The organism is Burkholderia sp. F1, assembly GCF_050813845.1.
In the GTDB taxonomy this organism is placed as follows: domain Bacteria; phylum Pseudomonadota; class Gammaproteobacteria; order Burkholderiales; family Burkholderiaceae; genus Burkholderia; species Burkholderia ubonensis.
Window position 1 is genome coordinate 1,790,099 of sequence record NZ_CP172422.1, and the last position, 23,071, is coordinate 1,813,169.

The 23,071-nt window shown below is 70.1% G+C and carries 19 protein-coding genes; 17 read left to right on the forward strand and 2 right to left on the reverse strand.

The genetic code is table 11. From position 1 onward, the window contains the following. Positions 1-207 precede the first annotated feature (207 nt). The 11 genes from ACFIMZ_RS27000 to ACFIMZ_RS27050 all read left to right on the forward strand — a co-directional run bounded on the left by ACFIMZ_RS27000 (position 208) and on the right by ACFIMZ_RS27050 (position 11,620). Positions 208-1,755, forward strand: a complete 1,548-nt coding sequence (locus ACFIMZ_RS27000; RefSeq protein ID WP_431822542.1) for a diguanylate cyclase domain-containing protein — start codon at positions 208-210, stop codon at positions 1,753-1,755. 237 nt (positions 1,756-1,992) lie between these two features. After that, complete coding sequence (locus tag ACFIMZ_RS27005; protein ID WP_431822543.1) at positions 1,993-2,265, forward strand: hypothetical protein; 273 nt, start codon at positions 1,993-1,995, stop codon at positions 2,263-2,265. Between the two features lie 331 nt (positions 2,266-2,596). Then, positions 2,597-3,631 carry a succinylglutamate desuccinylase/aspartoacylase family protein gene (locus ACFIMZ_RS27010; RefSeq protein WP_431822544.1) on the forward strand — a complete coding sequence of 345 codons (1,035 nt, stop codon included), beginning with the start codon at positions 2,597-2,599 and terminating at the stop codon, positions 3,629-3,631. Between the two features lie 108 nt (positions 3,632-3,739). Beyond that, positions 3,740-4,036 (forward strand): type II toxin-antitoxin system MqsR family toxin, encoded by a 297-nt coding sequence (locus ACFIMZ_RS27015; RefSeq protein ID WP_431822545.1) that lies wholly within the window; start codon positions 3,740-3,742, stop codon positions 4,034-4,036. A gap of 1 nt (position 4,037) precedes the next feature. Next, complete coding sequence (locus ACFIMZ_RS27020; protein ID WP_431822546.1) at positions 4,038-4,439, forward strand: type II toxin-antitoxin system MqsA family antitoxin; 402 nt, start codon at positions 4,038-4,040, stop codon at positions 4,437-4,439. A gap of 313 nt (positions 4,440-4,752) precedes the next feature. Next, positions 4,753-5,307, forward strand: coding sequence for a GNAT family N-acetyltransferase (locus tag ACFIMZ_RS27025; protein ID WP_431822547.1), 555 nt, complete (start codon positions 4,753-4,755; stop codon positions 5,305-5,307). 48 nt (positions 5,308-5,355) lie between these two features. Next, positions 5,356-6,297: an ABC transporter substrate-binding protein gene (locus tag ACFIMZ_RS27030; protein WP_431822548.1), complete on the forward strand. Its 942-nt coding sequence runs from the start codon at positions 5,356-5,358 to the stop codon at positions 6,295-6,297. 48 nt (positions 6,298-6,345) lie between these two features. Then, positions 6,346-7,401, forward strand: coding sequence for an LLM class flavin-dependent oxidoreductase (locus ACFIMZ_RS27035; RefSeq protein ID WP_431822549.1), 1,056 nt, complete (start codon positions 6,346-6,348; stop codon positions 7,399-7,401). 20 nt (positions 7,402-7,421) lie between these two features. Next, the gene (locus ACFIMZ_RS27040; RefSeq protein WP_431822550.1) at positions 7,422-8,771 is read left to right on the forward strand and encodes an LLM class flavin-dependent oxidoreductase; all 1,350 of its coding nucleotides are present in this window, start codon (positions 7,422-7,424) and stop codon (positions 8,769-8,771) included. An 88-nt stretch (positions 8,772-8,859) separates the two neighbouring features. Next, positions 8,860-10,641 (forward strand): amino acid ABC transporter permease/ATP-binding protein, encoded by a 1,782-nt coding sequence (locus ACFIMZ_RS27045; RefSeq protein ID WP_431822551.1) that lies wholly within the window; start codon positions 8,860-8,862, stop codon positions 10,639-10,641. A gap of 46 nt (positions 10,642-10,687) precedes the next feature. After that, the gene (locus tag ACFIMZ_RS27050) at positions 10,688-11,620 is read left to right on the forward strand and encodes an ABC transporter substrate-binding protein (RefSeq protein WP_431822552.1); all 933 of its coding nucleotides are present in this window, start codon (positions 10,688-10,690) and stop codon (positions 11,618-11,620) included. Between the two features lie 147 nt (positions 11,621-11,767). Here the strand turns inward: ACFIMZ_RS27050 and ACFIMZ_RS27055 are convergent, their stop codons facing one another. Further along, complete coding sequence (locus ACFIMZ_RS27055; RefSeq protein WP_431822553.1) at positions 11,768-12,862, reverse strand: LLM class flavin-dependent oxidoreductase; 1,095 nt, start codon at positions 12,860-12,862, stop codon at positions 11,768-11,770. A 32-nt stretch (positions 12,863-12,894) separates the two neighbouring features. Then, complete coding sequence (locus tag ACFIMZ_RS27060; RefSeq protein WP_431822554.1) at positions 12,895-13,857, reverse strand: ABC transporter substrate-binding protein; 963 nt, start codon at positions 13,855-13,857, stop codon at positions 12,895-12,897. A gap of 236 nt (positions 13,858-14,093) precedes the next feature. Here ACFIMZ_RS27060 and ACFIMZ_RS27065 point away from each other — a divergent pair, with 236 nt between their 5' ends. The 6 genes from ACFIMZ_RS27065 to rbbA all read left to right on the forward strand — a co-directional run bounded on the left by ACFIMZ_RS27065 (position 14,094) and on the right by rbbA (position 23,069). After that, positions 14,094-15,011, forward strand: coding sequence for an alpha/beta hydrolase family protein (locus ACFIMZ_RS27065; RefSeq protein ID WP_431822555.1), 918 nt, complete (start codon positions 14,094-14,096; stop codon positions 15,009-15,011). Further along, the gene (locus ACFIMZ_RS27070) at positions 15,008-15,439 is read left to right on the forward strand and encodes a MarR family winged helix-turn-helix transcriptional regulator (protein ID WP_431822556.1); all 432 of its coding nucleotides are present in this window, start codon (positions 15,008-15,010) and stop codon (positions 15,437-15,439) included. Before ACFIMZ_RS27065 ends, ACFIMZ_RS27070 begins: the two co-directional genes overlap by 4 nt. A 488-nt stretch (positions 15,440-15,927) precedes the next feature. After that, complete coding sequence (locus tag ACFIMZ_RS27075; RefSeq protein ID WP_431822557.1) at positions 15,928-17,373, forward strand: sialidase family protein; 1,446 nt, start codon at positions 15,928-15,930, stop codon at positions 17,371-17,373. Between the two features lie 304 nt (positions 17,374-17,677). Continuing rightward, positions 17,678-19,189: an efflux transporter outer membrane subunit gene (locus ACFIMZ_RS27080; RefSeq protein ID WP_431822558.1), complete on the forward strand. Its 1,512-nt coding sequence runs from the start codon at positions 17,678-17,680 to the stop codon at positions 19,187-19,189. Further along, the gene (locus ACFIMZ_RS27085) at positions 19,186-20,259 is read left to right on the forward strand and encodes an HlyD family secretion protein (protein WP_431822559.1); all 1,074 of its coding nucleotides are present in this window, start codon (positions 19,186-19,188) and stop codon (positions 20,257-20,259) included. The genes ACFIMZ_RS27080 and ACFIMZ_RS27085 overlap by 4 nt, the downstream gene beginning before the upstream one ends. 23 nt (positions 20,260-20,282) lie before the next feature. Continuing rightward, a complete protein-coding gene (gene rbbA / locus ACFIMZ_RS27090; protein ID WP_431825371.1) occupies positions 20,283-23,069 on the forward strand; it encodes a ribosome-associated ATPase/putative transporter RbbA in 2,787 nt (928 codons plus the stop codon). Positions 23,070-23,071 lie beyond the last annotated feature (2 nt).

Sequence of the window (23,071 nt, forward strand, 5' to 3'; positions counted from 1 at the left end):
GACGCGATGGGGCCGGCGCGGCCATGCGTGCGCGAGATGCGCGCGCGCCGATCGCGGAAGCGCCGCGCGCGGCGGTCCGTTGCATCATGGCTTGCGCGACCGGACGGCCATGTTTCGTGGTAATGTCGTGCGCATCCGGCGAACGGTTTCGCCCGCAACGGTGTCGTGCGAGCGTCGCCAGCCCTCCTCGTGTCGAGGTTATCGATCATGGCAGTCAGGGCGTCACTCCTGCACTCCGTTCTCGCTACGCCTCCTTCCGGCAATCACCGCGTCACGGCGGCGTTGCGCCCGTCCCTGCTTTCCACCCTGTTCGAAGACATCCGGCCGATGTTCCTGTCCGGCCTCGCGAGCGGCTTCGTCGCGGTCGTCGCGCTGCTTCGGCTGCAGCAGGCGTGGTGTCTCGTCTGGCTGATCGCCGACGTGGGCCTGCTCGCCGCGCGAGTCGCGATCGCGCGCGTCTGCGTCGCGCGCCGGGAGGCCGGCGACGACCGCACCGAGTACTGGGCGCGACGCTACGCGCCGGTGTCGCTCGTCGCGTGCTTCCTGCTCGGCCTCGGCACGATGGGCTGCGTGGAAGCCGCCGACGTCGAGCTGGGCACGCTGTCGGTGCTGGTCGCGGGCGGCGTGTTCGGCGGAATCGCGTCGCGCAATTCGGCGCTGCCGCGCCTCGCGATGACGCAGATCACGCTCGGCGTGCTGCCGATCGGCCTCGGCGCGCTGCTGGCGCCGCGCAGCGGCGCATGGCTGCTGCTGCCGCCGATCGCGATCTACCTCGTCGCGATGCGCACGGTCGTGCAGCGGCATTACAAGGTGCTGGTCGCGCTGATCGCCGCGCGCCAGCGCAACGCCGAACTCGTCGCGCGCTTCGACGCCGCGCTCACGCACATGCCGCACGGGCTGTGCATGGTCGACGGCGAGAACCGGGTGATCGTCGCGAACCGGCGCACCGCGCAGCTGTTCGGCTCGCCGCGCGAGATCATGCTGAACATGCCGTTTCCGGACGCCGTCGCGGCGCTTGGCGCGGGCGTGGCCGCGGACCCGGACGGCGCCGAGCTGGCCGCGCGCTGCGCCGGCTGGCTTGGCCGCGAGCCCGCGCCGTTCGAGATCACGCTGGTCGACGGGCGGCAGCTCGAGATGACGCGCCGCCAGGTGCCGGACGGCAACGCGGTGATCATCGTCGAGGACGTCACGGCGCGCCGCCGCGCGGAGATGCACATCCGCCACCTGGCGCGGCACGATGCGCTGACGGGCCTGCCGAACCGGCACGAGCTCCATGCGGAGCTGAAGCGCATGCTCGCGCGGCGCACGCGCCGTCACGGCCTCGCGCCGGCCGTCATGTACCTGGATCTCGACGGCTTCAAGGCGATCAACGACCGCTTCGGCCATCACGCCGGCGACGACGTGCTGACACAGGTCGCCGCGCGTCTCAGCGAGACGCTGCCGCAGGGCGAGCTGGTGGCGCGGATCGGCGGCGACGAGTTCGTCGTCGCGATCGACGACACGACGATGCAGGCGTGCTCGGTCCAGGCCGCGCAGATCATCCGGCAGATTTCCGCGCCGTACACGCTGTCGATCGGCCAGACCGTGAGCCTCGGCATCAGCATCGGGATCGCGCTGGACTGCGATTGCGACGCGCCCGAAGAGCTGATCCGGCAGGCGGACAGCGCGCTGTACGACGCGAAGTCGTCCGGCAAGGGGATCTACCGGTTCTATTCGAACGGCAGCCGGAGCGTCGCGCCGGCCGCGGCGGGCTGACGACGCTCGCGGCTCCTCGTTCCGGGCTTGCGGCATCCCCGGGTGCGGTCGGTTTCACGCGCGATACGATTCATGCGTCGCACGCGGCGTAACGTTACATGTTCCGTAACATCGGGCCGAACGGGCCGCGCAGTTCGCTGCAGAAGCCTGCACGATCGGCGTGTCGGCCGGGTATTCCAGACTGGCACTTTTATTGCTGCTCAACGGGTAACAACGAAGATTCCCGGGGAGCGCAACATGGATACCGTCGAAGTCATCAGCTGCAACGAGCCGATCAACGAAACGAGCGTGATCGACGGCGCCGCGCTGATTCGCCGCCTGACCTCCGTCCGCAGTCCCGACCCGCGCGAAGCCGCATGCGTGAAGACCCCGCCGCTGACGCTGTATGGCGCGTATCGCCAGGGCGTCGAGGATTACGACGCGCACCGCGCGAATCCGTATCGCGCGGGCAGCCGCTATTGGGCGCTGTGGGAGGAAGGACGTATCGAAGCTGAAACCGACGCGCGGTGACGCCAGGCGCGCGCCGGCGCCGCGCCGAAGCAGGCGGCAGCGCGCGACGCGGCGCATGCGCGGCCGCCGGCGTGACGCCGGATGGTTTCATCGATGCAACCGCGCCGATCGTAGCGCGCAGCGATCGTGTCCGCGATTTCTCCTGGCCGAACGACGCGCGCGGGCCTTCGACGCGAAGCCGCGCGCGATGCGTGACCGGCGCGCGTCGGGCGGCCAACCGGCGCATCCCGCGCCTTGTCCGATTCGCTCCGCGCAGCCCGTCCGGCCGCCGCGTCCCGCCTGTTTCCCGATAAGATGGCGCATGCCCCGCCCGACGCCCGCTCCGACGAACATGACCGCGACTTATCAGCCCAGCAACCCGATCCGCTGCGAAATCGACCTCGACGCCCCCGGCAAGCACACCGGCTATCTGCGCCTGCCGCATTCGGTGCACCGCTCCGCCTACGGGTGGCTGCCGATCCCGATCGCGTCGATCCGCAACGGCGACGGCCCGGTCGCGCTGGTGATGGCCGGCAACCACGGCGACGAATACGAAGGCCAGATCATCGTGTCGCAGCTGATGCGCGAGATCGAGCCGGAGATGGTGAGCGGGCAGCTGATTTTGCTGCCGATGGCGAACTTCCCCGCGGCGGACGCGGGCCTTCGCGTGTCGCCGCTCGACGGCGGCAACCTGAACCGCAGCTTTCCCGGCGATCCCGCCGGCACGCCGACGCAGACGATCGCCCATTACATCGAGCACGCGCTGCTGTCCCGCGCGCAATACCTCGTCGACCTGCATTCCGGCGGCAGCTCGCTGCTTTATCACGGCGGCAACATGCTCGCGATCGATCCGCTCGACGCGGACGAGGCCGCGCGGATCAACGCGCTGCTGGTCGCGTTCGGGCTGCCGAACGCGTTGCTGCACGCGCCGAACCCCGTGCATTCCGCGTCGGCCGCGCGCCGGCAAGGCGCGATCTCGATCGTCACCGAACTCGGCGGCGCGGGCATGGCCGATCCGGCGCTGATCCGGCTCGGCCGTCACGGGTTGCTGCATTACCTCGGCTTCATCGGCCTGCTGCACGGCGCGCTGGTGCCCGACGCGCCGCCCGCCGTCACGCGCTTCATGCGGGTCGACGGCGAGCGTCACTACGTGTACGCGTATGAGCGCGGCCTCTACGAGCCGCTCGCCGACCTCGGCGACCGGGTGCGCGCCGGACAGCCGGCCGCGTGGGTGCACTTCCCCGACACGCCGCTGCGCGAGCCGGTGCTGCACCGCTTCGCGGGCGACGGCGAAGTGGTCTGCAAGCGCGTGCAGGCGCAGGTGCAGCGCGGCGACTGCCTGTTCCAGCTCGCGGAGCCGGCCGCCCCGCCCAGCATCGGCCGATAGGCCAGAACCGGATCCATCTTTTCCTCATGCTGTCTGCCATACGTGGCGGACGGCATGCGTGCGCCATTAACCAACTTGACAAATTAACCCTTTTGGTTATGATCGCAGATGGAAAAGTGTACGCCTCACCGCAAGCTGTCACGAGTCAAGGCGCTCGTCGAGACCGGCAAGGTGCGTTTGACCGCGAGTGCGGTAATCGGCGCTCGGCAACTTGGCTTCACCGAAATGGACGCAATTGGAATCGTGATGTCGCTGACAACCGTCGATTTCCACAAGAGCATGACGACCTATGCCGACCACACAATCTGGCAAGACGTGTATCGGCGCCGCACCGTGCGTGGCGACGTGTATCTGAAACTGACAGTGATCGACGACGTGCTGATCGTGTCTTTCAAGGAGCGATGAGATGAAGTGCCCTGCATGCGGTGCCGCTAAACTGATCCGCGACACACGAGACATTCCCTATACCTACAAGGGTCGATCGACGGTCGTCCCCGGTATAACGGGCGATTTCTGTCCGGCCTGCGGCGAGTCAGTGCTGGACATCGCCGAGGCGACCCGCCTCGGCGAAGCGGTAACGGAGTTCAACAAGCAGGTGAACGCGACCATCGTCGACCCCAAGTTCATCGCAAAGGTGCGCAAGAAGCTGATGCTGGATCAGCGCGAGGCGGCCGAGCTCTTTGGCGGCGGCATCAACGCATTTTCCCGCTACGAGACCGGCAAGACGAACCCGCCGCTCGCGCTGGTGAAGTTGTTGAAGATTCTGGACCGTCATCCGCATCTGCTTGCCGAAGTACGCGCGGCGTAGACGCGCGCGATTCGACATCGCGCATGCGTGGAACCCGATTTTCGACGCATGCGCGCCCCTTCGCTCACCTAGCCCACTTCCCCTGCAAGCCTTTTAACGTTCCCCGCGAAATCCTTATCGAAATTGCTTCGTTCGCCTTTGCCTGCCGCGCCGCTAACGTGTTCGAAACGGCGGCGGACCGCCACGCACATCGCAGGATGCGCACCGGCCGCCGTCATCACGACAACCGCGCCGCGATAACGGACGATAACGGACAGGCCATGTGCCCGAGCCCCGCAAGGAACGTCCGCGTCGCGCGCCCTTCGCGACGCCCATGGCCACGACCGACCGCATCCTCGACACGACGCCGCTCGACGTCCGCGCGCAACCGCTGATCGACGCGCTGATCGAAGAGTATTCCACGCGTTACGACGCGTACCGCCCCGATAGCCGGGCATCCGCGCGCGACGAACTCGCGCGCTACCCGGCCGAACGGTTCGCGCCGCCCGAAGGCGCGTTCATCCTGCTGCTGCGCGACGGCGAGACGATCGGCGGCGGCGCATTCAAGCGCTACGACGCGCAGACGGCCGAGCTGAAGCGCATCTGGACGCGCACGGACCTCCGGCGCCAGGGGCTCGCGCGGCGCATCGTCGAAGCGCTCGAAGCGCGCGCCGCGCAGCAGGGCTATCGCCGCCTCTACCTGACCACGGGCTTTCGCCAGCCCGAAGCCTGGGCGCTGTACGACCGCACCGGCTATGCGCGCCTGTTCGATTCGTCGATCGATCCCGAAGCATATTTCCATCTGCCGTTCGGCAAGGACCTGATCGACCCGTCGCGCACGTCGACGCTCGCCGACCTGTGGGCGCCCGAGCCGGCGCTGCCGCGCTGAGCGCTTCCCATCCGACTCCGCCCTCCACGACAGAAACAGGACGCTTTCATGCAACGAGCCGCCCCCTTCGCTTCCCACGTCATCCGCACGCTGGCCGCCGCGCTGCTCGGCCTGAGCGCGTTCGCCGCCGCGGCCGCGACGTTCGACCTGAGCCCCGAGCAGAGCGGCCGCCCGCGCGGCGCCGCGGACCCTGCGGCCGAGCGCGCGCTGCCCGCCGGGTTCCGGTTCGCGGAGCCGGACACGCTGACCATCGGCATCGCGCCGAGCCTGCCGCCGATCAGCACCTATGCGACCGACGCGCGCACGGTCGTCGGCTTCGACGCGGACCTCAGCCAGCTCGTCGCGGACAGCCTCGGCCGCAAGGTGAAGATCGTCGCGCTCGCGTGGCCCGACTGGCCGCTCGCGCTCGCGTCGGGCAAGGTCGACGCGGTGATCTCGAACGTCACGGTCACCGAGGAGCGCAAGCAGAAATTCGACTTCTCGTCGTACCGCAAGGACCAGGTCGGCTTCTACGTGCGCAACGACAGCAAGATCACGTCGATCCGCGAGCCGAAGGACGTCGCGGGCCTGCGCGTCACGACCGACGCGGGCACCAACCAGGAAAAGATCCTGCTCGCGTGGGACCGCGAGAACGTCTCGCACGGGCTCAAGCCGGTCGCCGTCCAGTACTACGACGACGAGGCGATGCGGCTGGTCGCCGTGCAGTCGGGCCGCACCGACGCGGTGTTCAGCGTGAACTCGGTGCTCGCGTACCAGAGCGCGAAACAGGGCAAGACGCGGCTCGTCGGCGCGATCAGCGGCGGCTGGCCGCGCACCGCCGACATCGCGGTCGCGACGCGCAAGGGCAGCGGTCTCGCCGAGCCGGTGACGATCGCGCTGAACGGGCTGATCCGCAACGGCCTGTACCAGCGGATCCTCGAGCGCTGGAGTCTCGGCTCCGAGGCGATCGACCAGGCGCGCACCAATCCGCCGGGCCTGCCGAAGTCCTGATCCGCCGCCCGCCGTCGTCAACGTCATCCGCAGGATTCGCCGCCCATCATGTCTTACTCGCTATCGTTGCTGGACAAGAGCCCGATCGCCGACGGCACGAGCGCAGCCGACGCGCTGCGCTTCACCGTCGCGCGCGCGCAGCGCGCCGAACAGCTCGGCTATCGCCGCTTCTGGGTCGCCGAGCATCACGGCGCGCCCGGGTTCGCAAGCTCCGCGCCGGAAATCGTCGTCGCCCACCTGCTCGCGCATACGTCGCGCATCCGCGTCGGCTCCGGCGGCGTGATGCTGCAGCACTACAGCCCGTTCAAGGTCGCCGAGACCTTCAAGCTGCTCGCGTCGCTCGCACCCGGCCGCGTCGATCTCGGCGTCGGCAAGGCGCCCGGCGGGCTGCCGCTGACGACCCGCGCGCTGCAGTGGTTCCACGACCGCGCGAAAAAGCCCGGGTTCGCCGGCCAGCTCGCGGAGCTCGACGCGTTCCTCGGCTGGGGCGTCGCCGAGGATCACCCGCTCGCCGGCGCGGTCGCGACGCCGGTGCCGCCGCAGCCGCCGCAGCGGATCCTGCTCGGCGGCTCGCCGGACAGCGCCGAGCTCGCCGCGCGCCAGGGCTGGCGCTTTTGCTACGCGGGGCATTTCAACGGCGACGAAGCCAATATCGAGCGTTCGCTCGACGCGTATCGCCGCGCCGGCGGCACGCAGCCGCTCGTCGCGCTGTATGCGGTCGCCGCGCGAACCCGCGACGACGCCGAACGGCTGATCGGGCCGCTGCGGATCTTCAAGCTGCAGTTCGCGAGCGGCCAGAGCTTCAACCTCGCCAGCGCGCAGGCGGCGGCCGAATTCGCGCGGCAAAGCGGCGCGTCCGACTACCGGATCGACGAACTGCGTCCGGCCGTGCTCGCCGACACGCCCGAGCGCGTGCATCGCGCGCTCGACGCGCTGAGCCGGCGGCTCGACGTCGACGAGTTCGTCGTCGATTCGCCGCTGACCGACTACGCGGCGCGGCTCGCGTCGGTCGAATGGCTCGGCGGCGCGCTCGCGGCCACGCCCGCGCGCGCGGTCGACGTCGTCGCCAATGCGGTTGCCGCAGGCCTTCCCCCTTCTCACTGACACCCACCCGTGACCCGCCCATGACCCAACGATCCATCACCTTCGGCCTGATGCTGCAAGGCGCCGGCAGCCACATGAATGCGTGGCGGCATCCGAGCAACCCGCCGGACGCGAGCATCAACCTCGACTTCATCACGCGCATCGCACGCAAGGCCGAGGACCACGGCGTCGCGTTCGCGTTCGTCGCGGACGGCCTCTACATCAACGAGAAGTCGATCCCGCACTTCCTGAACCGCTTCGAGCCGCTGACGGTGCTGTCCGCGCTCGCGACCGCGACGAAGAAGATCGGGCTCGCGGGCACGATCTCGACGTCGTACAGCGAGCCGTTCACGGTCGCGCGCCAGCTCGCGTCGCTCGACGCGATCAGCGGCGGCCGCGCGGGCTGGAACGTCGTGACCACGCCGCTCGAAGGCACCGCGAAGAATTTCGGCAAGGCGCATCCCGATCACGAACTGCGCTACGAGATCGCCGACGAGTACCTGAGCGTCGTGCAGGGACTGTGGGACAGCTGGGACGACGACGCGTTCGTGCGCGACCGCGCGACCGGGCAGTTCTTCGCGCGCGACAGGCTCCACACGCTCGACCACCACGGCCGCTTCTTCCAGGTCGCGGGGCCGCTCAACATCCAGCGCTCGCCGCAGGGGCAGCCGGTGATCTTCCAGGCCGGGTCGTCCGACACGGGAATCGCGCTCGCCGGCAAGTACGCGGACGCGGTGTTCACGCATTCGCCGTCGCTCGACGATACGCGCGCGTTCACGCAGCGCGTGAAGCAGAGCGCGGTCGAGCATGGCCGCCGCGCCGACGACGTGAAGGTGTTTCCGGGCATCGGGCCGATCGTCGGGCGCACGGCCGCGGAGGCCGAGGAAAAATACCAGGCGATCCGCGACCTGCTGACGATCGACGAGGCGCTCGCGTTCCTCGGCCGCTTCTTCGATCACCACGACTTCTCGCAATACCCGCTCGACGCGCCGTTCCCCGAGCTCGGCGAGATCGGCCGCAACAGCTTCCGCTCGACCACCGACCAGATCAAGGCCGATGCGAAGCAGCACGGGTGGACGCTGCGCGAGACCGCGCTCGCGGTCGCGACGCCGCGGCCGAACTTCATCGGTACCGCCGAGCACGTCGCCGACGAGCTGATCCGCTGGATCGACGCGGGCGCCGCCGACGGCTTCATCCTCGGCTTCGCGGTGCAGGCGCAGGGCGTCGACGATTTCTTCGACCTCGTGGTGCCGGTGCTGGAGGCGCGCGGCCGCTACCGCCGCGACCTGCCGGGCAGCACGCTGCGCGATCACCTCGGGCTGCCGCGCAAGGCGAGCCGCTACGCGGCGGCCGAAGCGGAGCGCGCCACCGTGGCCGACGCGCCGGCCTGACGACCATTCGGCCGGCCGCCGCCCGCGTGCGGCGCGCCGGCCGGCAGATAGGCGGAACCACAGGAACCGTACCGGAGCCCGTACCGACATGAGCGACACCACCCACCTCGGCGCGGCCTCGCCGCACCTTTCCCCTCTTGCTCCCGCCGCGCGCGACGCCGGCACGCGCTTCCGGATCGTGCCGGCGCGCCATCGTTCGAGCACGGCCGGCACCACGCTCGCGCTGGTGTTGATCGCGCTCGTGCTGGTTTCGGTCATCGGCAATCCGCAATGGGGCTGGCCGGTGTTCGCCGACTGGTTCTTCGCGCCGCCGGTGCTGTCCGGGCTCGCGCGCACGCTGGTGCTGACGGCGCTCGGCGCGGTGTTCGGCCTCGTGCTCGGCGCGTTCGTCGCGCTCGCGCGGCTGTCGCGCTCGCGGCTGCTGTCGGCGAGCGCGTGGGCGTTCATCTGGCTGTTTCGCTCGATTCCGCTGATCGTGCTGCTGCTGATCCTCAACAACCTCGGCTACCTGTACGAGCACGTGCGGCTCGGCGTGCCGCTCACCGACATCACGTTCGTCGACATCGCGACGACCGACCTGATCAGCCCGTTCCTCGCGGCGGTGCTCGGCCTGACGCTGCACCATGCGGCGTTCTCCGCCGAAGTGATCCGCGGCGGCATCCTCTCGGTCGACCAGGGCCAGCTCGAGGCCGCGGCGGCGCTCGGCCTGCCGCGCGCGCACCAGACGACGCGCATCGTGCTGCCGCAGGCGATGCGCGCGATCCTGCCGACCGCGTTCAACGACCTGATCATGCTCGCGAAGGGCACGTCGATGGTGTACGTGCTCGCGATGCCCGAGCTGTTCTATACGGTGCAGGTGATCTACCGGCGCAATCTCGAGGTGATTCCGCTGCTGATGGTCGCGACGGTCTGGTATCTGATCATCCTCACGGTGCTGTCGGCGATCCAGGTGCAGGTCGAGCGGCACTACGCGCGCGGCGCGCTGCGCAACCCGCCGCCGTCCGCCCTCACCTTCGTGGTCGCGCGCGCCGGCATGCTGTGGCGGCGGCTGGCCGTGCGCAAGGCGACCGTTGCGGCGCCGGGCGCGGCGGACACGGCCGCGCCGCAACGGGGCGGCGAGATCGCGGTGCACGCGGTGTCGAAGCAGTTCGGCGCGCAGCGCGTGCTCGAGCGCGTATCGTTCGTCGCGCCGCGCGGCAGCGTGACGGTGATCGTCGGGCCGTCCGGCTCCGGCAAGTCGACGCTGCTGCGCACGATCAACCATCTCGAGCGCGTCGACGACGGCTACATCGACATCGACGGCGAGCTGATCGGCTACCGGCGCGACGGCGACGTGCTCTACGAGCTGAAGGAGCGCGACGTGCTGAAGCGCCGCACCGCGGTCGGCATGGTGTTCCAGAATTTCAACCTGTTCCCGCACCTGACCGTGCTGGAGAACCTGGTCGAGGCGCCGGTCGCCGTCGGCGGCGCGACCCGTGACGCCGCCGAGCGCACCGCGCGCGCGCTGCTCGCGCGCGTCGGGCTCGCGGACAAGGCCGACGCGTATCCGCGCCAGCTTTCCGGCGGCCAGCAGCAGCGCGTCGCGATCGCACGCGCGCTTGCGCTGCGGCCGAAGGTGCTGCTGTTCGACGAGCCGACGTCCGCGCTCGATCCTGAGCTCGTCAACGAGGTGCTCGACGTGATCAAGGAGCTCGCGCGCTCCGGCACGACGCTTGTGATCGTCACGCACGAAATCGGCTTCGCACGCGAAGTCGCGGACAACGTGCTGTTCATGGAAAGCGGACGCATCGTCGAGGCGGGGCCGCCCGCGATCGTGCTCGACCAGCCGACCCATCCGCGCACGCGCGAATTCCTGTCGCGGGTGCTGTGACGCCCGTGCGCCCCATCTTGCCTTCCGACTTGCGAGACTCGAGCCGATGATCGACCGACGCCTGTTTCTCACGACCGCCCTCGCCGCGGCGGCTGGCCTGCCGTTGCGCACGGCGCTCGCCGCCGCCGCGCTCGCGGATCTCGACCCGCGCCAGGCGGGCCGTGTGCGTGCGCCGTGCGATCCGGCCGCGATTCGCGCGGCGAGCGGCTACCGCTGGGTGCGCGACGGCGCGTTCACCGTCGCGATTGCGCCGCATGCGCCGCCCGTGTCGACCTATGCGACGGACGCCCGCACCGTGGTCGGCGCCGATCCCGACTATGCGCAGCTCCTGGCCGACGCGTTGGGCCGCACGCTCGCGCTGGTGCCGATCGCGTGGGCTGACTGGCCGCTCGGGCTGACTTCGGGCAAGTACGACGCGGTGATCTCGAACGTCGGCGTTACCGAAAAGCGCAAGGAGAAATACGATTTCACGACTTACCGGCTCGGGCTGCACGGCTTCTACGTGCGCACCGCAAGCCCGATCGTGAAGATCGCCGAACCGAAGGACGTTGCCGGGCTGCGCATCATCACGGGCGCGGGGACGAGCCAGGAGCGGATCCTGCTCGAATGGAGCCGGCGCAACGTCGCGCAGGGGCTCAGGCCGACCGAGCTGCAGTATTTCGACGACGACGCGGCCGCGCGCGTCGCGCTGCTGTCGGGGCGCGCCGATGCGGTACTGAACCCGGACGCGGCGCTTGCCTATGAAGCGGCGCGGGACCGCAAGCTGCGGCGCGTCGGGTTCGTCAACGCGGGCTGGCCCGCCAATGCGGACGTCGCGATCGCGACGCGCAAGAACAGCGGGCTGGCCGATGCGTTGACGCTTGCCACCAATACGCTGATCGCCAATGGGCGGTATGGGCAGGCGCTGGCACGCTGGGGATTGCAGCGCGAGGCTGTCGCGCGTGCCGAGACCAATCCGCCGGGGTTGCCGTCGTTTTGAGCCGGGGGGACGGACGCAGCAACGACGCGGCGCCATCGCGCCGTCCGCCGTGCGGCACCCCGCGACCGCCGGACGCCGAAACGTCCGCGCCGGGGCGAATCCATGCGGTAACGGCCGTGCCGGGGCGGTCTTGCACGTCGCGTGCCGTCAAGCGGCGACCGCCGCGCCCTGCCGGTCGAGCTCGCCGACATGCGCGTGAATCGCAGGAATCAGATCCCGGCCATACGCGAGCGCGTCGTCGAGCGGATCGAAGCCGCGAATCAGGAATGTCGTCACGCCGAGCCGGTAGTACGCGCCGAGCGCATGCGCGACCTGCTCCGGCGTGCCGACGAGCGCGGTCGAATTCCAGCGCGCGCCGGTCAGGTTCGCAACGCCCATCCACAGCCGCTCGTCGAGCACGTCGCCCTGCGCGGCCGCCGCCATCAGCCGTTGCGATCCCGCGTTCTGCGGCGCGTGGCCCGCGATCGGCTGGCCGCTCGCGAGCCGCGTCGCGCGCACGCGGGCGCGGATCGCCTCGGCCCGCTCCCACGCGGTGGCTTCCGTCTGCGCGACGATCGGCCGGAACGACACGCTGATGCGTGGCGCTCGCCCATGCGGCGCGGCGGCCGCGCGCACCCGCGCGATCTGCTCCCGCACCGCTGCGAGCGGCTCGCCCCACGTCATGTAGACGTCCGCATGCCGCCCTGCCACGGCCAGCGCCGCCGGCGACGAGCCGCCGAAATAGATCGGCACGTGCGGCTGCTGCGCGCCCTTGACGACCGGCGACGCGCCGCGCAGGCGGTAGAACTCGCCGTCGTGATCGACGGGCGCCTCCGCGAGCCAGACCCGCTTCAGCACGTCGAGATATTCGCCGGCGCGCCGGTAGCGCGCGTCGTGCGGCAGGAAATCGCCGTCGCGCTGCAGGTCGGCGTCGTCGCCGCCCGACACGATGTTCAGCGAGAGCCGGCCGCCGCTGAACACGTCGAGCGTCGCGATCTGTCGCGCGGCGGCCGACGGCGCGATCACGCCCGGCCGGTGCGCGAGCAGGATGCGAATCCGCTCGGTCGCGGCGGCCGCGAACGCACGGACGATGAAGCCGTCGGCCGCGTTGCTGAAATGGCCGACCAGGATCTGGTCGAAGCCCGCGGCCTCGTGCGCCTGCGCGAAGCGCCGCACGTAATCGGGCTGGACGGCGGCGCCGCCGGGCACGTCGACCTCCGCGCCGGGTGTCGCGGTGATCATGCCGATGATCTCGACTGGCATGTCGGAATGTCCTTCGAAGACGGGAAAGGCGATTATTGCGCGGCGGCCTTCTGCGCAGGCGCGGCGAACGCGCCCGCATACGAACGGTCGAGCAGCTTCGCGGTGTCGTACCGATTCGGGATCACGCCGGCCTTGTGCAGGAAATCGGCGGTGTTCTGCGCGTCCTTCGCTGCGGCGGCATCGACCGGGCCGACGCGCTGGTGCGCGTTGTCGAGCCAGCGGTAGGCGACGTCCGGTTCGAGCTTCGCGCGTTTCGCCCACAGGTCCGCGTATTCGCGCGGATGACTGTCGACCCACTGGCGCGCGGCGACCACGCGCCGCAGGAAGTCGGTGATCTCCGCGCGCTTGCCGTCGACGGCCTGCTCGTTCGCCGCGACGAAGCTGAGCGCGGGCATCAGCCCCTGCGCGGTGACGACCGGCCGCGCGCCCTGCCGCAGCGCGAGCGTGCTGACGAACGGTTCCCACAGCGACACCGCGTCGACCGAGCCGTTCGCGAGCGCGTTGGTCGCGTCGATCGGCATCAGGTACGCGTACTTGACCGCGTCGGCGCGCACGCCCGCGTGTTCGAGCGCGCGCAGCACGAGCTGCTGGCTCCACGCGCCGCGCCACACGGCGATCGTCTTGCCCTGCAGGTCGGCGACCGTGCGCACCGGCGAATTCTTCGGCACGAGGATCGCGACGCCGTCGAGGCTCTGGCGCGACACGGCGACCACCTTGACCGGCGCGCCGCGCGCGGCGAGCGTGAGCAGCGCGGAATCGCCGAGGAAGCCCACGTCGATCGCATTGCCGTTGAGGCTTTCGGCGACGGGCGCGGCCGCCTGGAAGTGCTTCCACTCGATCGTGTACGGCAGGTCCTTGAGCACGCCGGACGCCTCCATCGACGCCTGGATGTTGAAGTAGTTCTGCTCACCGACGCGCAGCGCGACGGTGTCCTTCGCGATGCCCGGCTGCGCGGCAAGCGCCAGCACGAGCGCCGTGACGATTCGGCTCAGCAATGTGATCTCCCGGATGGATGGTCGGACGGGGTTGAACCGCAGACGATACGGTTCCTTGATCCATAAAACAAACGTAATATTCTGCTAAGTAAAGATGCGGAAGTCTTATGAAAGAGGCGCACCGTATCGCACGTGGCCCGCCGTGGATTCGAATCATCCCTCGACAGATATTTCGCGCGCGAAATAGTTTTCGAACTATATTTCGCACACGAAATATCCAACGAGCCGAGGGCATCGTGACGACCCAATCGATCGAGTTTTCCGCCGCCGACGGCTACCCGTTGCGCGGCACGCTGTGGCGGCCGGCTGCCGAGCCGTCGGCGCTGGTGCTGATCCATCCGGCGACCGCCGTGCCGGAGCGGCTCTATGCGGGCTTCGCGCGCTACCTGACCGAGCGCGGCTTCGCGGCGCTGACCTACAACTACCGGGGCGTCGACGCGTCGCGTCCGGCGCGCCTGAACCGCCTGCGCGCGCGCATGCGCGACTGGGTGGACCTCGACGTCGAGGCGGCGACCGCATGGGCGCGGCGCGCGTTCGCCGGCGTGCCGCTGCTCGCGGTCGGCCACAGCGTCGGCGGCCACGCGATCGGCCTGTCGGCCGGGTCGCGCCACCTGCACGCGGCGGTGATGGTCGCGTCGCACGCGGGCAGCACGCGGCTGATCGCGCGCGCGGCCGAACGGCTGAAGGTGCGGCTGATCCTGCGCGTGCTCGGGCCGCTGACGTCCGCGCTGCTCGGCTACGTGCCGGGCAGGCGGCTCGGGCTCGGCGAAGACCTGCCGGCCGGCGTGTTCCGCGAATGGAGCGGCTGGACGACGCTGCCGCGCTACTTCTTCGACGACCCGACGCTCGGCGCGGCCGAGCGGTTCGCGAAGCAGCGGCTGCCGATTCTCGCGCTCGGCTTCGACGACGACCCGTGGGCGAACCCGGTGGCCATCGACCTGCTGGTAAGCTATCTGACGCACGCGGCGGTCGAGCGCCGCCAGATCGATCCGCGCGCCACGGGCAGCGGGCCGGTCGGGCACATGGGCTTCTTCCGCAGCCGGCCCGGCGCGGTGCTGTGGCCGGGCGTCGCGGACTGGCTCGCGCAGGCGCTCGACCGGCCGCGCGATGCGGACCGCGTCCCCTCCTCCACGCCAGCAGGAAACCGAGCTTGAGCGACGAACGACGACTGTTCCTGCTGTTGAACATTGGCCAGCGGCGCGCGCAGCGCTGGGTCGACCGCAAGGCGGAAACCGATGCGCACGCGAGCGCCGCGCAGGCCGGCGTGCTGTTCCATCTCGCGAAACACGACGGCGCGCTCGTCGGCGAAGTCGGCGTGGCGCTGCAACTGGCGCCGTCCGCGATGACGGGCCTCGCCGACCGCATGGCGAAGGCCGGCCTGCTCACGCGCCATCGCGATTCGGACGACGGGCGCGCGACCCGCCTGTTCCTCACCGACGACGGCCACGCCGCGCTGAAGAAGGCGCGCGTGCTGCTGCGCGAGCTGAACGCAAAGCTGTGCGACGGGTTTTCCGACGCCGAGCTCGACGTCGTCGCGCGCTGGCTGCGCACGCTGCAGGCGCGCTTTCCGGCGGATCGCTGAACGCGAAGCGATTTCCGAAGCGATCTCGATTCGCGATTCGATTCGACCCTCCACTCGCGATACCGCGAATTTTCCGCCGGTTTTCCGCAAATTTTTCTGCTCGCGCGCATGCGATTCCGGCAACGCTTGCCGGCTACGCTCTGTTACAAAAAATCGCCTGCTTTCCGGGCTTGGGTTGGCCTACATTGCATTCCACCTCACGGCAATCGTCGTATCGAAAGGACAAAGGCGGGACAGCGGCGGCGCCCGACGCGAAGCGCAGCGGCCCGGCGGCAACAAGAATCACAAGGAGTCTTGACCGATGCGCTGGCGGAACCCAGCGAAGGCGGATTGCGATGGCAGAAGCGGCGTACTGTCCGGCACGCGTCGACGCGAGATCCGAAGCGTCGATGCGCTGCGTTGATGTCCAGGCGCACACCCGCGCGCGACGACGCGCGAGGCCGCAGCCTGTCTGGCCACGGCTTCCGCACGTCAACGAGGAGCAGTCCATGCGACGCATTACCCTGCCTCATCCGCTCGTTACCCGGCTGACCGTTGCAGCCGCGCTCGCGTTCACGGCCGCCGCGCACGCGGAACCCGTGCGCGTGTCCGGCCCGAGCCCGTTCGCCGCCTGCACGGTCGGCGGCCCCGGCACCGTGTACGTGAATGCCGAAGTCGAGCCATGGCTCGCGGTCAATCCGGCCCGTCCGACGAACATGATCGGCGTCTGGCAGCAGGACCGCTGGTCGAACGGCGGCGCGCACGGCCTCGTCGCGGGCTACACGTTCGACGGCGGCGCGACCTGGGCGCAGACGCCGCAGCCGTTCAGCGCCTGCGCGCCGGGCGGGCTGCCCTACGAGCGCGCGTCCGACCCGTGGGTGTCGATCGGGCCGGACGGTACCGCGTACTCGGTATCGATCTCGTTCAACCAGTCGAACAACAGCAACGCGGTCGCGGCGTCCGTGTCGACCGACGGCGGCCAGACGTGGAGCAGCCCGGCGCTGCTGATGGCCGACAACGAGCCGACGACGCAGTTCTTCAACGACAAGGAATCGGTGACCGCGAACCCGGTGAAGGCCGGCACTGCGTACGCGGTGTGGGACCGTCTCGAGCTGCCGAACGGCAATCCGTACGCGAACCTGCACACGCAGGCATTCCGCGGGCCGACGCTGTTCTCGAAGACGGTGGACGGCGGCAAGACATGGAAAAAGGCGAGAGTCATCGTCCACGTACCGTCGCGGCAGCAGACGATCGGCAACCAGATCGTCGTCGATCCGAAGAGCGGCACGCTCTACAACTTCTTCAACCTGATCCAGCCGCCGTTCAGCAAGGCCGCGGGCAAGGTCGCGTTCATCAAGTCGACCGACGACGGCGCGACGTGGACGCAGCCGCAGGTGATCGCCGGGCTGCAGACGGTCGGCGTGACCGATCCGAATACCGGCGAGCCGGTGCGTACCGGCGACATCATTCCCGAGCCCGCGATCGACCCGGCGTCGGGGCAGCTCTACGTGGTCTGGCAGGACAGCCGCTTCAACGGCGGCCACTACGACGAGATCGCGCTGTCGACGTCGACCGACGGCGGCGCGACCTGGAGCGCGCCGCTGCAGGTCAACACGCCGACCGGCCGCGCGGCGTTCAACCCGTCGGTGCGCGTCAACGAAGGAGGCGCGGTGATGGTCACCCACTACGACTTCCGCGACCTGCCGGCCGGCGACACGACGACGCTGCCCACCGGCTTCTGGCGCAAGATCTCGCTCGACGGCGGCCGCACGTTCGATACCGAGCGGCGCGTCGCCGGGCCGTTCGACCTGAAGGTCGCGCCGAATGCGGAGGGCTTCTTCATCGGCGACTACCAGGGCCTCGACGTGGGGCCGTCTTCGTCGTTCCATCCGTTCTTCGTGCAGACCAACTCCAGCAATCTCGCGAACCGCACGGACGTGTTCTTCGCGCCGTGACGGCCGACCGGCCGCCTTCGCGGCGGCCGGTCAGGATCCTCTTCATCGCCTCGCGCCGACGGTCGTCGGCGCATCCCCAGGCCGCAGCCGCCGGGCGCCGCGCGCGTGTCAAGCGAGGAATCGCTCGACACGCCGTTCCATCCGCCTCTGACCCAGATCAACGGTTGTCACTGCAATCATCGGATATAACTGGACGCGTTCCGGCGAACGGGCGAGCGCATCGGTCATGCGCGGCCCGGCCCTCGCCGGGCGCCCCAGCAATGGCAACGTCACGCACGGTTGCCAACCGATAACGAGGAATGCCATGCGCCACGTTGCGCTCCCCGACCCGCCGCCTGCCCGGGCGCGCGCCGCCCTTGCACGGGCTGCGCGCGTTGCGATCGCACTGACGTGCGGCGGACTGCTGTCGGGTTGCCTGTCGCTCGCGCCGCACTACACGCGTCCGGCGCAGCCTGTTCCCGCGGCCTATCCCGACATCAAGGCTGACGAAGCGGCGCGCGCGGCCACCGTCCCCGATTGGCGCGCGTACTTCACCGACGCGCGGCTGCGCACGCTGATCGAGCAGGCGCTCGCGAACAACCGCGACCTGCGGGTGGCCGTCGCGCGGGTCGAGGAAGCCCGCGCCGTCTATGGCATCCGGCGCGCGGACCAATGGCCGTCGATCAACGCCGGCGCCGCGTACGCGCGCTTTCGCACGCCCGGCGGCCTGCTCGCGCCGTCGCCATTCATCGGCCGGCTCTACGACGTGCAGCTCGCGGAAACGCAATGGGAGATCGACTTCTGGGGCCGCGTGCGCAACCTGAAGGATGCGGCGCGCGAACGCTATCTGGCGAGCGACGCGGCCCGCCGCGCGGTGTCGCTGAGCCTGATCACGCAGGTGGCCGACGCGTATCTGGCCGTGTGCGCGTACGACGAGCGCATCGCGCTGACCCGCGCGACGATCGACAGCCGGCGCGAGTCGCTGCGGATTTTCCGGCGGCGTCACGATGAAGGTGCGATCTCGCGGCTGGACCTGACGCAATCGGAAATCCTGCTGCAGCAGGCGGAATCGCTCGGCGCGCAGCTGGGCCAGGCGCGCGCGATCGCCGCGGACGCGCTGATGCTGCTGGTCGGCGCGTCGCCGGACCTGCCCGCCGCGCCGCTCACGCTCGACGACCAGGCCGTGATGCCGGCGCTCGCGCCCGGGCTGCCGTCCGCGCTGCTCGAAAACCGTCCGGACGTGATCGCGGCCGAGCACCAGTTGCGCGCGGCGCACGCGAACATCGGCGCGGCGCGCGCGGCGTTCTTCCCGCGCATCGCGCTGACGAGCGCGATCGGGTCGGGCAGCAGCGAGCTGCACAAGCTGTTTTCGTCCGGCACCGGCACGTGGAGCGTGATTCCGAATCTGGCGATGCCGATTTTCGACGCCGGACGCAATCGCGCCAATCTCGCGCTGACGCAGGCGCAGCGCGACGAGGCCGTCGCGCAATACGAGAAAACCGTGCAAGGCGCGTTCCGCGACGTGTCCGACGCGCTTGCTGCGCGCGACTGGCAGGTCGAGCAGCTGCGCATCGAACGCGCGACGCTCGCGTCGCAGACGGAACGCGCGCGGCTCGCGAAGCTGCGCTACGACAGCGGCGCGGTGCGCTTTCTCGAGGTGCTCGACGCGCAGCGCGACCTGCTGAACGCCGAGCAGCAGCTCGTGCAGACGCGTCGCGCGCTGCTGTCCAGCCGCGTCGCGCTGTACGGCGCGCTCGGCGGCGCCCCGCAGGCCGGCGACGACAACGCGCCGGCCCCCTCCCCTCACGTTTCGACCGATTCGGGTTCCATGCAATGAAGATGCCCAACCGCCACTATCTGATCGGGTTCGGCGCGGCCGCGCTCGTGCTCGGCGCCGCCTGGTACGGCTGGACCCTCTGGCGCGACGGCCGCGCCGACGCGGGGCTCGTGAGCGGCAACGGCCGCATCGAGGCGACCGAGATCGACGTCGCGACCAAGCTCCCCGGGCGCGTCAGCGCGATGCGGGTCGACGAAGGCGATTTCGTGAAGGCCGGCCAGCCGCTCGCCAGCATGGACGTGCTCGTGCTGCACGCGCAGCTCGACGAGGCGCGCGCGAAAGAGCAGCAGGCATTGAACACGGCCGCGAGCGTCGACGCGCAGGTCGCGCAGCGCCGCAGCGACAAGGCGGCAGCCGAGGCGGCCGTCGTGCAGCGCGAAAGCGAGCTGGACGCCGCCCGGCGCCGGCTCGCGCGCTCCGAAACGCTGTCGCGCGAAGGCGCTTCGTCAATGCAGGAGCTCGACGACGATCGCGCCCGCGCGCGCAGCATGGAGGCGACCGTGCGGGCCGCCCGCGCGCAGGTCGATGCGGCCCAGGCCGCGATCGATGCGACGAAGGCGCAGCTCGTCGCCGCGCACTCCGCCATCGCGGCCGCGCAGGCGACCGTCGCGCGGGTGCAGGCCGACATCTCCGACAGCGAGCTGACCTCGCCGCGCGACGGCCGCGTGCAGTATCGGGTGGCCGAGGCCGGCGAAGTGCTGCCGGCCGGCGGCAAGGTGCTCAATGTCGTCGACCTGTCCGACGTCTACATGACGTTCTTCCTGCCGGAGACCGTCGTCGGCAAGGTGCCGCTCGGCGCCGACGTGCGGATCGTGCTCGACGCCGCGCCGCAGTACGTGATCCCGGCGCGGGTGTCGTTCGTGTCGAGCACCGCGCAGTTCACGCCGAAGACGGTCGAGACGGCCAACGAACGGCAGAAGCTGATGTTCCGCGTGAAGGCGCGCATCGACCGCGACCTGCTGCAGCGCCATCTCCGGCTCGTGAAGACCGGGCTGCCGGGCGTCGCGTGGCTGAAGGTCGATTCCCACGCGAGCTGGCCGGACACGCTTGCGGTCAAGGTGCCGCAGTGACCCCCGAGCAGGACGCCACCGGCCTGGTCGAGCGTTCGCCGGTCTCGACCGGCGGCGCCGATGGCGGCGTCATCCGCCTGTCCGGCGTGACGCTGCGCTATGGCGCGGCGTGCGCGCTCGACGGCGTGACGCTCGCGGTGCCCGCCGGGCGCATGATCGGGCTGATCGGCCCGGACGGCGTCGGCAAGTCGAGCCTGCTCGCGCTCGCGTCGGGCGCGCGGGCGATCCAGCAAGGCCAGGTGACCGTGCTGGGAGGCGACATGGCGTCGGCCGCGCACCGCGATCGCGTGTGCGGCCGGATCGCGTACATGCCGCAGGGCCTCGGCAAGAACCTGTATGCGACGCTGTCGGTCGAGGAAAACCTGCAGTTCTTCGCGCGGCTGTTCGGCCATGACGCGGCCGAGCGGCGGCGCCGGATCGACAGCCTGACGCGCAGCACCGGCCTCGATCCGTTCCTCGACCGCCCGGCCGGCAAGCTGTCGGGCGGCATGAAGCAGAAGCTCGGCCTGTGCTGCGCGCTGATCCACGATCCCGACCTGCTGATCCTCGACGAGCCGACGACCGGCGTCGACCCGCTCGCCCGCGCGCAGTTCTGGGAGCTGATCGGCCGGATCCGCGCGGCGCGCCCATCGATGAGCGTGGTGGTCGCGACCGCGTACATGGACGAGGCGCAGCGCTTCGACTGGCTGATCGCGATGGACGCCGGCCGCGTGCTGGCTACCGGCACGCCTGACGAGCTGCTCGCGCGCACCGGCTGCGACCGGCTGGAGTCGGCGTTTATCGCGCTGCTGCCCGACGAGCGGCGGCGCGGCTACGTGCCGGTGCGGGTGACGCCGCTGCAGGCGGACGCCGCCGCCGGCTACGCGATCGAGGCGCACGACCTGACGATGCGGTTCGGCGATTTCGTCGCCGTCGATCACGTGAGCTTCCGGATCCGGCGCGGGGAGATCTTCGGCTTTCTCGGCTCGAACGGCTGCGGCAAGTCGACGACGATGAAGATGCTGACCGGCCTGCTGCCCGCGACCGAGGGCGACGCGAAGCTGTTCGGCCGGCCCGTCGCGGCCGGCGACATCAACACGCGCCGCCGGGTCGGCTACATGTCGCAGGGCTTCTCGCTGTACGGCGAGCTGACCGTGCGGCAGAACCTCGTGCTGCACGCGCGCCTGTTCGGCGTGCCGGAGGCGGACGTGGCCGCGCGCGTGGCCGAGATGACCGCGCGCTTCGGCCTGGCCGACGTGCTCGACGCGCTGCCCGAGCGCCTGCCGCTCGGCATGCGGCAGCGGCTGTCGCTGGCGGTCGCGATGGTGCACAAGCCGGAGCTGCTGATTCTCGACGAGCCCACGTCCGGCGTCGATCCGGTCGCGCGCGACAGTTTCTGGCAGCTGATGATCGAGCTGGCGCGGCGCGATCGCGTGACGATCTTCATCTCGACGCACTTCATGAACGAAGCCGAGCGCTGCGACCGGATCTCGCTGATGCATGCGGGCCGCGTGCTCGCGAGCGATACGCCCGCCGAGCTGGTGCGGCAACGCGGCGCGGCCACGCTGGAGGAAGCGTTCATCGGCTACCTCGTCGACGCGCAACGCGCGGGCGACGCGCCGCAGGCCGCGCCGGACGATGCTTCATGGGATGCCGGCGGGGATGCCGGCGCGCCGCCGTCCACCGTCGCCGCCCGACCCGCGCCGCGCTTCAGCCTCGCGCGCGCCGGCAGCTATACGTGGCGCGAAGTGCTGGAGCTGCGCCGCGACCCGGTGCGGGCGACGCTCGCGCTGCTCGGCTCGCTCGTGCTGATGTGCGTGATCAGCATCGGCATCAGCCTCGACGTCGACAACCTCACGTTCGCGGTGCTGGACCGCGACCAGACGATGCTGAGCCAGGGCTACACGCAGAACATCGCCGGTTCCCGCTACTTCGTGCAGCGCAACGCGTTGACCGGCTACGACGACCTCGACCGGCGCATGCGCAGCGGGCAGTTGTCGCTCGCGATCGAGATTCCGCCGAATTTCGCGCGGGACGTCGCGCGCGGCCGGCGCGTGCAGATCGGCATGTGGATCGACGGCGCGATGCCGCTGCGCGCGGAGACGATCCGCGGCTACGTGGCGGGCATGCACGAGAACTGGCTGCGCGACGAGGCGAAACGCCGGCTCGGCGTGTCGCTCGCGCCGGCGGTCGAGATCGCGGTGCGCTATCGCTACAACCCCGACGTGAAGAGCCTGCCCGCGATGATCCCGGCAATCATGCCGATGCTGCTGCTGATGCTGCCGGCGATGCTGACCGCGCTCGCCGTCGTGCGCGAGCGCGAGCTCGGCTCGATCGTCAACCTGTACGTGACGCCCGTCACGCGCACCGAATTCCTGATCGGCAAGCAGGCGCCGTACATCGTGCTCGCGATGCTGAACTTCCTGCTGATGGTGGTGCTCGCCGATCTCGCGTTCGGCGTGCGGATCAAGGGCAGCTTCGCGACGCTGCTCCTCGCCGTGCTGATCTTCAACGTCGTGGCGACCGGCGTCGGCCTGCTCGCGTCCACGTTCACGCGCAGCCAGATCGCGGCAATCTTCATGACGATCATCGGCACGCTGATCCCGGTCGTGCAGTTCTCCGGGCTGCTCACGCCGCTGTCGTCGCTCGAAGGCGTCGGCAAGTGGATCGGCACGCTCTATCCGGCCACCTACATGCTCGCGATTAGCCGCGGCGTGTACAACAAGGCGCTCGGCCTCGCCGACCTGTGGCCGCAGTTCTGGCCCATGCTCGCGTCGGTGCCGGTCCTCCTGGCCGCCACCGTCGCGCTGCTCCGAAAGCAGGAAACCTGACC